We start from the raw sequence: 13,495 nt of genomic DNA, 5'->3' as shown, positions 1-13,495 counted from the left end.
GCGACTGCCTCACGATACGTCTGATTACGTCTGACGCCGCGCGACGACGCGCGGCCTTTCCCCTTTCCAGGAGGAGTGCATCATGAACGAAGCAGTTCGGATGGAACGCGACACGTTCGGCGAGATCGCCGTGCCGGCCGATCGGCTCTGGGGCGCGCAGACCGAGCGCTCGCTGCAGAATTTCCGGATCTCGACGGAGAAGCAGTCGCCCGAGCTGATCCACGCGCTCGCGATCGTCAAGCGCGCCGCGGCGGCCGTCAACCAGTCGCTCGGCGTGCTCGCCGACGACAAGGCACACGCGATCATCGCGGCCGCCGACGAGATCATCGCCGGCAAGCATCCGCGCGAATTCCCGCTCGCGGTGTGGCAGACGGGCTCCGGCACGCAGACCAACATGAACCTCAACGAGGTGATCGCGAACCGCGCGAGCGAGCTGATGGGCGGCGAGCGCGGCGAGGCGCGCAAGGTTCATCCGAACGACGACGTGAACCGCGGCCAGTCGTCAAACGACGTGTTCCCGACCGCGATGCACATCGCGGCCGCGTATGCGATCGTCAACCACCTGCTGCCGGCGCTGCGCACGCTGCGCGCGACGCTCGACGCGAAGTCGAAGGCATTCGCCGACATCGTGAAGATCGGCCGCACGCACCTGCAGGACGCGACGCCGCTCACGCTCGGCCAGGAGTTCTCCGGCTATGTCGCGCAGCTCGACCAGGGCATCCGTCACGTCGAATCGGCGCTGCCGCACCTGTACGAGCTCGCGCTCGGCGGCACCGCGGTCGGCACGGGGCTGAACGCGCATCCGGCGTTCGCGGTGCGCGTGGCCGACGAGATCGGCCGTCTGACGAAGCTGCCGTTCGTGACCGCGCCGAGCAAGTTCGAGGTGATGGCGGCCGCCGACGCGCTGGTGTTCGCGCACGGCGCGCTGAAGACGGTCGCGGCGAGCCTGATGAAGATCGCGAACGACGTGCGTTGGCTCGCGAGCGGGCCGCGCTGCGGGCTGGGCGAGCTGTCGATTCCGGAAAACGAGCCGGGCAGCTCGATCATGCCGGGCAAGGTGAATCCGACGCAGTCGGAAGCCGTGACGATGCTGTGCTGCCAGGTGTTCGGCAACGACGTCGCGGTCAACGTCGGCGGCGCGAGCGGCAATTTCGAGCTGAACGTGTTCCGGCCGATGATCGCGCACAACGTGCTGCAGTCGGTGCGGCTGCTCGCCGACGGCGCGCAGAGCTTCAACGATCACTGCGCGGTGGGCATCGAGCCGAACCGTTCGCGGATCGACCTGCTGCTGAACGAATCGCTGATGCTCGTGACGGCGCTCAATCCGCACATCGGCTACGACAAGTCCGCGCAGATCGCGAAGAAGGCGCACAAGGAAGGCACGACGCTGAAGGCGGCCGCGCTCGCGCTCGGCTACCTGACGGAAGCGGAATTCGATGCGTGGGTACGCCCCGAGCAGATGATCGGGACGCGGTAACGGCGGGACGGCGGAACGACGGGCGCGGCGCGACGAGCGCGGCGCCCGCGGCACTCAGACGGTGCCCTTCGCGACTTCTTCCGGCTTCATCTCGACGATCTTGTCGAGCGCGGCCCGCACGTCGGCCGCATATTTCGCCAGTACCCGCTGCTCGTCGGTTTCCGGCACGAACGGCGGTACCGGCACCGGGTTGCCGTTCTCGTCGACCGCGACGAACACGACGAGGCAATCGGTCGTCTGACGCAACACGCCGCCCTTCGGATCGCCCGCGTGCACCGACACATGGATGTGCATGCTGGTACGGCCCGTCGCCACGACGCGCGCCTTCAGCTCGACCAGATTGCCGACCAGGATCGGACGCTGGAAGCGGATGTTGCCGACGCTGACCGTCACGCAATAGCGGCTCGACCAGACCGCCGCGCACGCATACGCGACTTCGTCGATCCACTTCATCAGCGCGCCGCCGTGCACCTTGCCGCCGAAGTTCACGGACGAAGGCTCGGCAAGGAAGCGGAATACGGTTTCGGTGCGGTCGAGGGCGGCCGGCACGGGGGACGGTTGGGGCATTGTTCTGGCTCCAGGCGGCAGGGGCGCTGTGATGGGGCCATTATACGTTGCACTGCGGCAATGCGTCGCGGCGGGCCCCGTGTGGCGGGGCTGCGGCGGCCATACCGACCGCGCGCGAACGTCAGCGGCGCACGGTGATGCCCTGGTCGATCGTCCCGTACATCTCGATACTGCCGCCGCGCGCTCCGGTCGCGCCCGCGCCACCGGGCGCACAGGCCGCGCAGAGGAGCGCGGCCGCCAACACACAGAAAATCGTCTTCATCTTCGCATCGCGTCACATGCGGCGGCCCGCTGCCGCCGCGTCCGGCCATTCTACGCGTGCCCTGCAACCGCCCGCGGCCGGTCCGCGCAGCGGCGCCGCCGCTGCGTTCGACATTTCATCCGAAAGCGAAACATCGAATGCGGGCACCGACTACACTGCCCCTCATCCCGCTCGACGAGACACGACGATGACCGATCAAGACGACCACCATTTTCCGGGCCTGAGCCGCATCGGCGCGCTGCTCGCCGATCCCGGCCGCGCCGCGATGCTGTGGGTGCTGATGGACGGCAGCGCGCGCCCGGCCGGCGAACTGACGATGATCGCGGGGCTGTCGCCGTCCGCGGCCAGCGCGCACCTCGCGCGCCTGACCGAAGGCGGCCTGCTGGCCCTCGACGTGCGCGGCCGGCATCGCTACTACCGCATTGCATCGGCCGACATCGCGGCCTCGCTCGAAGCGATGGCCAACGTCGCCCGCGCGGCCGCGCCGCATCGCCCGGTTCCGCCGCCGTCGCGCGCGGTCCCGGCCGAACTGCGCTATGCACGCACCTGCTACGACCACATGGCCGGCGAGCTCGCGGTGCGCATCTTCGACGGCCTCACCGCGCGCGGCTGGCTGCTCGCAAACGGCGACGCGATCGAGACCACCGAGCTCGGCACGCAGGCGCTCGCGCAATGGGGCATCGACGTCGCGCAGCAGCGCATGCGCCGGCGCCGCTTCGCGTGCGGCTGTCTCGACTGGAGCGAGCGGCGCTCGCACCTCGGCGGCGCACTCGGCGCGGCGCTGCTCGATAGCTTCTGTTCACATGGCTGGATCGAGCGTGCTGCCCGGCCGCGCGTGCTGCGCGTCACGGTGCGCGGGCAGCAGGTTTTCGATGCGTGGCTTACGTCCGCTTGACGCCGGCATTGCAACTGCACGACAACGGCGCGCGATGGAGAGGTTTTGTTACATCGCGTGCCACTCGACTTACAAAACACCGTGCCTTGAAACAGGCCAAGCGGATATTGTGAACTCGACGGCACGAATCGGCGCGCCGCCATCACGACAATGACGCTCACCATGGCCACCCTGTTCACGCTCAAGCGCACCGCCCGCTGCACGCTGCTCGCGTTCGTCGCGCTTGCGGCGCTGCCGCCCGCCTTCGCGCAATCGGTCGACGCGCCGCCGAATATGGCCGCGGCACGGCAACCGGGCGGCGATCCGCCCGGCCGCGTCGCGCGGCTCAATTACCTGTCGGGCGCCGTGACGACCGAACCGGCCGGCACCGATACGTGGTCGTATGCGGCGGTCAACCGGCCGCTGACGACCGGCGACCAACTCTGGAACGATGCCGGCGCGCGCTCGGAACTGCACGTCGGCTCGACCGCGGTGCGGCTCGGCGAATCGACGAGCCTGTCGGTGCTGAACCTCGACGATACGACGACGCAGCTGAAAGTGGGGCTCGGCACCGTGTCGACACACGTGCGCGATCTGCCGGCCGGCGGATCGTACGAAATCGACACGCCGAATCTCGCGCTCGGCATCACGGGCCCGGGCGACTATCGCGTCGATGTCGCGCCGAACGGCGCGAGCACGACGGTGACGGTGCGCAGCGGCAGCGCGACCGTCTACGGCAGCAACGGACAGTATCCGCTGTCGCCCGGCCAGCAGGTCGTGTTCACGGGCACCGACCTGCAGGTCGTGCAGCAATCGGCCGCACCGGCCCCCGACGCGCTCGACCAGTGGGCCGCCAGCCGCGACGCGGCCGAAGCGCGCTCGGTGTCGGCCCGGTACGTGTCCCGCGACATTCCGGGCTACCAGGATCTCGACGCGAACGGCACATGGCGCGAAACCCCGAATTACGGCGCGGTATGGGTGCCGAACAACACGCCGGCCGACTGGGCGCCGTATCACGACGGTCACTGGATCTGGCAGGCGCCGTGGGGCTGGACCTGGGTCGACGACGCGCCGTGGGGCTTCGCGCCCTATCACTACGGCCGCTGGGCGTACGTCGACGACAGTTGGGCATGGGTGCCCGGCCCGATGGTCGTCAGCCAGCCACCCGTCTACGCGCCGGCGCTCGTCGCGTTCGTGGGCGGCGGTGGCGGCGGCGGTTCCGACTGGAGCGTCGCGCTCACGGTCGGTGGCGTGGCCGCGGCCGGCTGCGCATGGTTCGCGCTCGGCCCGGGCGAGGCGTGGCATCCGGGCTGGGGCGGCTGGAGCCCGCACTACTACGACCGCGTCAACCGCAACATCGTGGTGAACAACGTCAACGTGAACAAGACCGTGAACGTGACGAACATCACCAATATCACCAACATCAACAAGACGTACGTGAACTTGCGCGCGCCGCACGCGATCACGGCCGTGCCGGCCGCCGCGTTCGTGCACGGCCAGCCGGTCGCGCACTTCGCGCAGCCCGTCGATCCGCGGCAATGGCGCAACGCGCACGTGATGCCGGGCACGCCCGGCATCGCGCCGGTGCGCCAGAGTTTCACCGGCGGGCTGCGCAATGCCGGCTACCGCCCGCCGGCGGCGATCGCGCAGCACCCGTTCGTGGCGACGCGCAATCCGGCCGTGCCGGCCGCGTATCGCGACCAGGCCGCCGCTCACCTCGCGCAGCAGGGCGGGCGCGTACCGGGGGCCGGTGCGCCCGTCGTGAAGACGAACGTACCGGCCGACTATACGGCTCGCCCGGTCCGCGTGCCGGGCAAGCCGGGCGGCGGCGCATGGGCGATGCACAACGTGCAGCTCGTGAATCCGCACGGCCCGGTCGTGCAGCCGGCCCGCGCGCCGCGCGAAGGCCAGCCGGCCGACGTGCGGGCCGGACAGCCGGGCGCACCGGCGCCGGGCATGCCGAATGTCGCGCGGCCGGCGAACGGCGAAACGCCCAACGCACCGCGTTTCGCCAACGGCGGCACGCCGCAGGCGCCCGGCAATCCGATGCCGCATCAGGCGTTCGCGCCCGGCAATGGCGTCCCGCATCCGCCGGGCGCGAACGACGTTCCGGCGCGGACGGGCGATGCGCACGTAGCGAACGCGCCGTCGCCCGTGTGGATGCAGCCGCACACGCCGATGGCGCATCAGCGCCCTGCTCCGCCTGCCGCGCTACACGCGGCGGGACAGAACGCGCTGTCGCCCGTGCGCAGCGCGGCGCTCCCGCATCCGGACGGCGTGCCGGCTCCGCAGGGTGGGCAATCCGGCGGGCGCAACGAAGCGCCTCGCGCACTGCCGCAACCGCAGTCCGACCATACCGCGCAGATTCCGCAACCACATCCGCGCCCCGATTTCCCGACGCCGGCCCGGCATGCGCAGCCGCAACCGGAGCGGGCCGCCCCCGCGCCGCAACCGCGCCCGGACTTCGCCCAACCGGCGCCCCGTCGCGAAGTCGCGCCGCCGCGCGTGAACGAGTACCGCCCGCCGGCGCCCGCGGTGCACGACATGCCGCGTCCGCAGCCGCAGGCGCCGCGCATGGAGCCGCGGCCGCAACCGGCACCCCGCATGGAACCGCGCCCGCCGATGCCCGCCCCCCGGATGGAAGCACGCCCGCAGCCGGCGCCGCACGTCGAGGCGCCGCGCCCGAGCAGCCCGCCGCCGCAAGGCGGCCACGAAGAGCGGCATCGCCAGTAAGTGCCGCGGACATGAAACAAAAGGCTCGACCGGCTGATACCGGTCGAGCCTTTTTGCGGCGTGCGGATCGATGAAACCGCGCGGCCCCGCCGCGCGATCAGACCGCCATCGGCGCGGTCAGCGGCTCATGGTGGCGATAGCCGACGAGCGAGAAATCGGACGGCTCGATCTGCTCCAGCCATTCCGGCGCATAGACGCCCGTCTTCGCGTACTCGGGCACGCGCTCGGCAATCTCGAGCCGCGGGCTTTCGTACGGGTCGCGCGTGAGCTGCCGTTGCAGCATGTCGAGCTGGTTCTCGTAGATGTGGGCGTCGCCGATGAAATACGTGAACCAGCGCGGCGTGTAGCCCGTCAGCCGGCCGACGAGCGACAGCAGCGCGGCGCCTTCGGTCAGGTTGAACGGCGTGCCGAGGCCGACGTCGTTACTGCGGATGTACAGGCACAGCGAGATTTCGCGCTTCGTCGCGTTCGGCAGGAACTGGTACAGCAGATGGCATGCGGGCAGCGCGATCTGGTCGAGCACGGCCGGATTCCACGCGTGAAACAGGATACGGCGATCGGACGGGTTCTCGATGATCGTGTCCAGGCACTGGCGCAACTGGTCGATCGCCTTGTACAGCAGCACCTTCGACGTGCCGTCCTCATCGAAACGCGTGACGATCCGGAAGCCGCGGCGCGTCGCATCGGCGATCTGCGCGTCGGCGCTCGCGTCGAGCACCTTGTAGCCCGGCCACTGGCGCCATTGCACGCCGTAGACGTCGCCGAGATCGTCCACGCCCTGGCGATACGGGTTCGCGAGCCACTGCGCGTTCTCGTTCGCGTTCGCATCCCACACCTTGCAGCCGAGCGCGCGGAAATCGGCCGCGCTGCGCGATGCGCGCAGGAAGCCGACGAGCTCTCCGATCGCGGACTTGAACGCGAGCTTCTTGGTCGTCACGGCCGGGAAGCCTTGCTGCAGGTCGAAACGCAGCATCGCGCCCGGCATGCTGATGGTGCGGATTCCCGTGCGGTTCTCCTGCCAGGTGCCTGTATCGAGAATGGTACGAACGAGATCGAGATACTGTTTCATGCGGGTTCCTTCGGCCGCGAGGGGCGGCCGCACCCGCCAATTTTAGCAAGCGTGGCGCGGAAGCTCCGGCAACGGCGCCGAAAACCCTGCCAGCGTGTCGCCGCGCTCGCGCATGCCGTGCGCGCACATCAGCCGGTAGAGCGTGACGCGCGACACGCCGAGCTCCCGCGCGGCATCCGCGAAACGGCCGCGATGGCGCAGCAGCGCCTGCTCGATCGCCTGCCGTTCGGCCGCCTCGCGCGCCTCCAGCAGCGACACCGGCGCGAGCGTCGCATAGTCGCTCAGTTCGAGGTCGGTCGCGGTGATCATCCGGCCTTCCGACATCACGATCGCGCGGCGCACGCGATTGATCAGCTCGCGCACGTTGCCGGGCCACGAATAGCCGTACAGCGACGCGACCGCGTCAGGGGAAAAACCGCGCAGGCGGCGATGCGCATCGCCCTTGAAGCGCTCGAGCATGTGGCGCGCGAGCACCTCGATGTCCTTGCCGCGCGCGCGCAGCGGCGGCTCCTCGATCTTCAGCACGCACAGCCGATGAAACAGGTCCTCGCGGAAGCGCCCTTCGCGCAGCGCCGCTTCCATGTCCACGTGCGTCGCGCAGATCACGCGTACGTCGACCGGCACCGACACGTGCGCGCCGAGCCGCTCGATCTTGCCCTCCTGCAGGAAACGCAGCAGGCTCGCCTGGCTTTCGAGCGGCAGATCGCCGATCTCGTCGAGAAACAGCGTGCCGCCGTTGGCGGCCTCGACGCGACCGATCTTGCGCTGGTTCGCCCCGGTGAATGCGCCGCGCTCATAGCCGAACAGTTCGGCCTGCAGCAGCGTCGACGGTATCGCCCCGCAATTGATCGCGATGAACGGCGCCTGCGCGCGCGACGACCGCTCGTGAATCGCGACCGCCGTCAGCTCCTTGCCCGTGCCCGACTCGCCGGAGATGAACACCGGTGCGTCCGTCGCCGCGACACGGCGGATCGTCCTGAATAGCCCGAGCATCGCATCGCAGGTGCCGACCATCTCGCCTTCGGTACGCCCGGCGCCGACGGGCGGCGCGACGGCATCGGTCAGTGCGATCATGCCGTGCGCATGGCCGACGGTCTCGACGATGCGCGCCGTTTCGTACGGCATCGTCACGTAGTCGAAGCAATAGTCGCGGATGAGATGGCGCAGCGTCGCGTCCTGCAACTGGCCGCGCCGCGTCGCCGCGATCCAGCCGATGTGCTGGATGCTCAGGCAGGATTCGAGTTCGCGCAGATCCGACGGCTTGAAGCCCGGCGAAAAATCGAGCAGGCCGGCGGTTGCCACGCCCTGCTGCACGACGCGCCGCACGTCGCGCACGGTCTCGGCAAGATCGACGCGCCAGCCGCATTCGTCGAAATGGCCGCGCAACGCATCGTTCGGTTCGCGCGAATAGTAGATCACGTGCCGCTGATCGGCTCCCATATCCTCACCCCGTTCATCAACCGTCTAACGATTGCCGCACACGTCAGGTCGCGTGCAAAAGGATCGAATCGGGTCAGCCCAAGGTGGCTCGATTCGCCATGCCGATGCGCGGCAACGACAATGCCTCGCATGATGGCGCTTATCTTGCGTCCAGTTATTTTGATCAAACAGCTTGTTACAGGCGCAGAATACGACAAGCCCGTTTCAGCGCCGATGGCGATCCGGCCCAATCGCTCAGGAGGTCGATGCAGATCAATCATCTGCACATAGCGCATGCGCAGGAAGGGTTTCGTCATCAACACACGCGCCGATTTTCATCCTTGAAGCGGGTTGGTTGAATCAGCAATATTCCCGAGCCCCCTCGTTTCAGGCCTGAAACATTTTCAGGCGTTTTCGGCCACAATTCTCAACGCTCGAGCGCGAATCGCAATGGCGGCAATGGTCCCGGTATCGTGGCATGTATTTCGCTGAATACGGAAACGACCGGAGACAGTCACCATGCGAAAAATCCTTTTACTTTCTTTCGTGCCGACGACGCTCCTGCTTTCGGCCGCCGGCCCGCCTGCACCCGCATGCGCGGACGAAGGCATGCGACCGGATCGCGCGATGCTGCTTGTCGAAAATGTGCCGGTCAGGCAGCACGGCAACGGGTTCGGTATCGTGACCGTGTCGGCGCCGCAACCGCTGCCGGCGCGCCAGGCCTCCGTGACGCTGTGGGACGAGATTCCACCGCCGCCCCAGTTGCCGATGCCGGCACCGCAACCGGGCAACATGCAGCATGCGATGGGAGGCAACGCGCGAAGCAATACGCATCCCTGATCATTTTCCGTCTAAATTCAATTAGGATTGCGTATCGAATCGACGATCCGGTCGGACGGGATGCCATCGACCGGAACCGGTATCGCCAATCTCGCGACGCAAAATGTTTTGGTGCTCCGTCCCCCGGCGGGCACTCTTTTTATTCGGACGGCCGCCGTGATGCGGGCATCCCGCGTCGCGGCGCACCGCGCAACACACGCCGATGCCCACGCGGGCAGGCGGAATCCGGCGCGCGCCGCCGTTCCGGTAAAATCGGCCCATTGCATGTTCCCTCTTCCCCGACCTTCATGACGACGTTGACCCTGATCGTCGCGCGTGCCCGCAACGGCATCATCGGCCGCGACAACCAGTTGCCCTGGAAACTTCCCGAGGATCTCGCGTTCTTCAAGCGCACGACGATGGGCGCGCCGATCGTGATGGGCCGCAAGACCCACGAGTCGATCGGCCGGCCGCTGCCCGGCCGCCGCAACATCGTCGTCACGCGCGACGCCACGCGCCGTTTCGAAGGCTGCGACACGGTCACGTCGCTCGCCGACGCGCTGGCGCTCGCCGCGCGCGACGGCGCGCCCGAGGCATTCCTGATCGGCGGCGCGCAACTCTATGCGGAAGGTCTCGCGTTCGCCGACAAGCTGGTCATCACCGAGATCGATGCCGACTTCGACGGCGACGCGTCGTTCCCGGCGCCTCACGCCGCGCACTGGCAGGAAGTCTCGCGCGACGCGCATCAGGCTGCCGCGCCGAACTCGTTCGGCTATGCGTTCGTCGTCTACACACGCAAGCGCGGCTGACGCCTTCTTCCGCACGATGAAAAAACCCGACCGGCTCACGCCGGTCGGGTTTTCGTTGACTGTTGTCGGCCTGCGCCGCGCGCGGCTTACTGCCCCGCGATCGTCATCTGCTCGATCAGCACCGAGCCGGTTTCCTTCGTACCGCGCACGATCGAATCCGCACCGATCGCGACGATATGACGGAACATCTCCTGCAGCGTGCTGGCGACGGTGATTTCCTCGACCGGATACTGGATCACGCCGTTCTCCACCCAGAAACCCGCCGCGCCGCGCGAATAGTCGCCCGTCACGTAGTTCACGCCCTGCCCCATCAGCTCGGTCAGCAGCAGGCCCGTACCGAGCTTCTTCAGCATCGCGTCGAAGTCGTCGCCCGCCTGCGTGTTCGAGCTGCGCAGCGCGAGGTTGTGCGAGCCGCCCGCGTTGCCGGTCGTTTGCGTGCCGAGCTTGCGCGCCGAATAGGTCGACAGGAAGTAGCCCTCCACGACGCCGTCCTTCACGACGCTGCGCGCACGCGTGCGCACGCCTTCCTCGTCGAACGGCGCGCTGCCCATCGCGCGCGGCACGTGCGGATCCTCGACGACCTGGATGTGCGGCGCGAACACCGGCTTGCCGAGGCTGTCGACGAGGAACGACGTCTTGCGGTACAGCGCGCCGCCGCTCACCGCCTGCACGAATGCGCCGAGCAGGCCGGCCGCGAGCGGCGCCTCGAACAGCACGGGCACCTTGCGCGTGTCGAGACGGCGCGCGCCCATCCGCGCGAGCGCGCGTTCGGCCGCGTAGCGGCCCACCGCTTCGGGCGCGGCGAGATCGATCGCGCTGCGCTTCGACGAATACCAGTCGTCGCGCTGCATGTGACGGCCGCTGCCCGCGATCGGTGCGCACGCAATGTAGTGGCGCGAGTACGGGTAGCCGGCGAGGAAGCCGCGCGACGTCGCGAGCACGAACTGCGAGTGCTGCGCCGACACGCTCGCGCCTTCCGAATTGCGAATCTGCGGGCTGACCGCGAACGCGGCGTCTTCCGCGCGGCGCGCGAGCTCGACGGCCTCGTCGGCGCTCAGCGCCCACGGATGGTACAGATCGAGGTCGCGCGGGTCGGTTTCGAGCAGCTCGGCTTCGGCAAGGCCGGCCGCTTCGTCCTCGGCCGTGAAGCGCGCGATGTTGTAGGCGGCGGCGACGGTATCCTTGATCGCGGCCGGCGAGAAGTCCGACGTGCTCGCGTTGCCGCGCTTCTTGCCGATGAACACGGTGACGCCGACCATCTTGTCGCGGTTGTGCTCGATCGTTTCGACTTCGCCGCGGCGCACCGACACCGACAGGCCGTCGCCCTCGGAGATTTCGGTCGCGGCGTCCGTCGCGCCGAGCGCCTTCGCATGGCGAAGGATGTCCGATGCGATTTCCTTGAGCTGGTCCTGCGTGTGCGGGAAATAGCGCGCTTGTACGTCGAGATTGGCTGCCATCGTCTTGGTATCCGGTGGCGGGCGGGCGCCCGCATGGTCAAAATGTTGCGTATCCCGCGATCATAGCAAGGTCCGGGGCCGCGCACAGACAAGCTTGGGGTGTCCGCGCCGCGATACAATGCGGCCCATGACACGCAAAACCCGAATCCAGCCGATCGAACCTGCCGTCGAGGACGACGACCATGGCTACGATCGCCCCAGCAAATCCCAGTTGAAGCGCGAAATGCACGCGCTGCAGGAACTCGGCCAGGCGCTCGTCGACCTGCCGAAGGATGCGCTCAAGCGCATGCCGATGCCCGAGGACCTCGCGGACGCCGTGCGCGAGGCGCGCCGGATCACCGATCACGAAGGCAAGCGCCGCCAGCTTCAGTACGTCGGCCGCGTGATGCGCTCGCTGACCGACGACGAAACGGCCGCGCTGCGCACCGCGCTCGACGCGCAACGCGGCGTGAACAAGGCCGCCACCGCCCGCCTGCACTGGATCGAGCGCACGCGCGAGCAACTGCTCGCGAGCGACGACGCGCTGACCGAATTCCTGCGCCAGCACCCCGACGCCGACATCCAGGAAGGCCGCACGCTGATCCGCAACGCGCGCAAGGAAGCGCAGCAAGGCAAGCCGCCGCGCTATTTCCGCGAGCTGTTCCAATGGATCAAGGCCGCGGGCGGCGCATCCGACAGCGACGACGAAGCGGCCGACGACGCCGGAGACGACCATGACGACGAAGCGTAACCATCCGGACGAGCTCGTGGTCGGCCTCGTGTCGATCAGCGACCGCGCGAGCACGGGGGTTTACGAAGACAAGGGCATCCCGGCGCTGCAGGAATGGCTCGCCGGCGCGCTGGTTTCGCCGTGGCGCGCCGAGACGCGCCTGATCCAGGACGACGCGCCGACGATCTCGGCCACGCTCGCCGAACTGGTCGACGTCGCCGGCTGCGACCTCGTGCTGACGACGGGCGGCACGGGCCCCGCGCGCCGCGACGTGACGCCGGAAGCCACGCTGGCCGCGGCGACGAAGGAAATGCCGGGATTCGGCGAACAGATGCGGCAGATCAGCCTGAATTTCGTGCCGACCGCGATCCTGTCGCGGCAGGTCGCCGTGATCCGCGAAACGGCCGACCATGCGGCGCTGATCATCAACCTGCCCGGCCAGCCGAAGTCGATCCGGGAAACGCTGGAAGGGCTGCGCGACGCCGACGGCAACTCGACCGTGCCCGGCATCTTCGCCGCGGTGCCCTACTGCATCGACCTGATCGGCGGCCCGTATATCGAGACCGACGCCGCGGTGGTCGCGGCGTTCCGGCCGAAAAGCGCGCGGCGCTGAGCGTTTGCCGCGTGCCGGCCTGCTCAGACGGCCGGCACGGAATCGCCTGCCGGCGCCGAGGCGGCCGGAATCAGGAAATGCTCGCGGTAGTACTTCAGCTCGTCGATCGACTCGTGGATATCGGCGAGCGCCGTGTGCATCGCCCGCTTCTGAAAACCCTTGTAGATGGCCGGCTGCCAGCGGCGGCACAGCTCCTTGAGCGTACTGACGTCGAGATTGCGGTAGTGGAAGAACCGCTCGAATTCAGGCATCCAGCGCGCCATGAAGCGGCGGTCCTGGCAAATCGAGTTGCCGCACATCGGCGACTTGCCCGGCGACACGTACTGCGCGAGGAACGCCTGCAGTTGCGCGGCGGCTTCCGCCTCGGTCACGGTCGATGCGCGCACGCGGTCGATCAGCCCCGAACGGCCGTGCGTCGACTTGTTCCAGTCGTCCATCTTCGCGAGCGTCTCGTCGCTCTGGTGGATCGCGAACACCGGGCCCTCGACCGCGATGTCGAGCGTGGAATTGGTCACGACGACCGCGATCTCGATGATGCGGTCGTTATCCGGGTCGAGGCCCGTCATTTCCATGTCGAGCCAGACGAGGTTCAACTCGTTGCGCACGAGCGCGGGCTGGCTGGCGGAAGCGGCGGTATCGGTCATGATTCATCCTGGAAAATGGCGGACCGGGCGCGCCGATGCGGCG

General features: G+C 68.3%; 14 protein-coding genes. 7 read left to right on the top strand and 7 right to left on the bottom strand.

The genetic code is table 11. The features are described from left to right. Window positions 1–82: 82 nt before the first annotated feature. Window positions 83–1,477: a class II fumarate hydratase gene (fumC, locus tag CFB35_RS05125; RefSeq protein ID WP_059574034.1), complete on the top strand. Its 1,395-nt coding sequence runs from the start codon at window positions 83–85 to the stop codon at window positions 1,475–1,477. Between the two features lie 54 nt (window positions 1,478–1,531). Here the strand turns inward: fumC and CFB35_RS05120 are convergent, their stop codons facing one another. Both CFB35_RS05120 and CFB35_RS34910 read right to left on the bottom strand, forming a co-directional pair. Next, complete coding sequence (locus CFB35_RS05120; RefSeq protein WP_023475851.1) at window positions 1,532–2,044, bottom strand: acyl-CoA thioesterase; 513 nt, start codon at window positions 2,042–2,044, stop codon at window positions 1,532–1,534. A 121-nt stretch (window positions 2,045–2,165) separates the two neighbouring features. After that, window positions 2,166–2,306, bottom strand: coding sequence for a hypothetical protein (locus tag CFB35_RS34910; RefSeq protein WP_167351605.1), 141 nt, complete (start codon window positions 2,304–2,306; stop codon window positions 2,166–2,168). 187 nt (window positions 2,307–2,493) lie between these two features. Between CFB35_RS34910 and CFB35_RS05115 the strand changes: the two genes are divergently transcribed. Together CFB35_RS05115 and CFB35_RS05110 are read left to right on the top strand one after the other, a co-directional pair. Beyond that, on the top strand, window positions 2,494–3,201 hold the full coding sequence (locus CFB35_RS05115) for a helix-turn-helix transcriptional regulator (protein WP_059574035.1): 708 nt from the start codon (window positions 2,494–2,496) through the stop codon (window positions 3,199–3,201). 162 nt (window positions 3,202–3,363) lie between these two features. Beyond that, window positions 3,364–5,913 (top strand): DUF6600 domain-containing protein, encoded by a 2,550-nt coding sequence (locus tag CFB35_RS05110; RefSeq protein ID WP_060011724.1) that lies wholly within the window; start codon window positions 3,364–3,366, stop codon window positions 5,911–5,913. A 97-nt stretch (window positions 5,914–6,010) separates the two neighbouring features. Here CFB35_RS05110 and CFB35_RS05105 read toward each other — a convergent pair whose 3' ends face one another. The 3 genes from CFB35_RS05105 to CFB35_RS34905 are packed head-to-tail and all read right to left on the bottom strand — an operon-like array spanning window position 6,011 to window position 8,718. Further along, the gene (locus CFB35_RS05105) at window positions 6,011–6,982 is read right to left on the bottom strand and encodes a thymidylate synthase (RefSeq protein ID WP_059574036.1); all 972 of its coding nucleotides are present in this window, start codon (window positions 6,980–6,982) and stop codon (window positions 6,011–6,013) included. A 42-nt stretch (window positions 6,983–7,024) separates the two neighbouring features. Further along, the gene (locus CFB35_RS05100; protein ID WP_059574037.1) at window positions 7,025–8,422 is read right to left on the bottom strand and encodes a sigma-54 dependent transcriptional regulator; all 1,398 of its coding nucleotides are present in this window, start codon (window positions 8,420–8,422) and stop codon (window positions 7,025–7,027) included. Further along, a complete protein-coding gene (locus CFB35_RS34905) occupies window positions 8,398–8,718 on the bottom strand; it encodes a hypothetical protein (protein WP_155634601.1) in 321 nt (106 codons plus the stop codon). Before CFB35_RS34905 ends, CFB35_RS05100 begins: the two co-directional genes overlap by 25 nt. A gap of 310 nt (window positions 8,719–9,028) precedes the next feature. Between CFB35_RS34905 and CFB35_RS05095 the strand changes: the two genes are divergently transcribed. After that, window positions 9,029–9,241 carry a hypothetical protein gene (locus tag CFB35_RS05095; protein WP_226093723.1) on the top strand — a complete coding sequence of 71 codons (213 nt, stop codon included), beginning with the start codon at window positions 9,029–9,031 and terminating at the stop codon, window positions 9,239–9,241. A 287-nt stretch (window positions 9,242–9,528) separates the two neighbouring features. Further along, entirely contained in the window at window positions 9,529–10,029 is a 501-nt protein-coding gene (locus CFB35_RS05090; RefSeq protein ID WP_059574039.1) for a dihydrofolate reductase, read from the top strand. An 86-nt stretch (window positions 10,030–10,115) separates the two neighbouring features. Here the strand turns inward: CFB35_RS05090 and pmbA are convergent, their stop codons facing one another. Continuing rightward, window positions 10,116–11,486 (bottom strand): metalloprotease PmbA, encoded by a 1,371-nt coding sequence (gene pmbA, locus CFB35_RS05085; RefSeq protein WP_059574040.1) that lies wholly within the window; start codon window positions 11,484–11,486, stop codon window positions 10,116–10,118. Window positions 11,487–11,613: 127 nt separating this feature from the next. Here pmbA and yjgA point away from each other — a divergent pair, with 127 nt between their 5' ends. Continuing rightward, window positions 11,614–12,216, top strand: a complete 603-nt coding sequence (gene yjgA / locus CFB35_RS05080; RefSeq protein WP_275906232.1) for a ribosome biogenesis factor YjgA — start codon at window positions 11,614–11,616, stop codon at window positions 12,214–12,216. Beyond that, a complete protein-coding gene (gene mog, locus CFB35_RS05075; protein ID WP_081066587.1) occupies window positions 12,200–12,808 on the top strand; it encodes a molybdopterin adenylyltransferase in 609 nt (202 codons plus the stop codon). The genes yjgA and mog overlap by 17 nt, the downstream gene beginning before the upstream one ends. Before the next feature lie 23 nt (window positions 12,809–12,831). Here the strand turns inward: mog and orn are convergent, their stop codons facing one another. Next, window positions 12,832–13,452 carry an oligoribonuclease gene (orn, locus tag CFB35_RS05070; protein WP_059574042.1) on the bottom strand — a complete coding sequence of 207 codons (621 nt, stop codon included), beginning with the start codon at window positions 13,450–13,452 and terminating at the stop codon, window positions 12,832–12,834. Window positions 13,453–13,495: the final 43 nt, after the last annotated feature.

This window comes from Burkholderia sp. AU16482 (assembly GCF_002223285.1).
Taxonomy (GTDB): domain Bacteria; phylum Pseudomonadota; class Gammaproteobacteria; order Burkholderiales; family Burkholderiaceae; genus Burkholderia; species Burkholderia semiarida.
The sequence above is the reverse complement of the archived record's forward strand: the minus strand, read 5'-3'. Positions and strand labels throughout refer to the sequence as shown.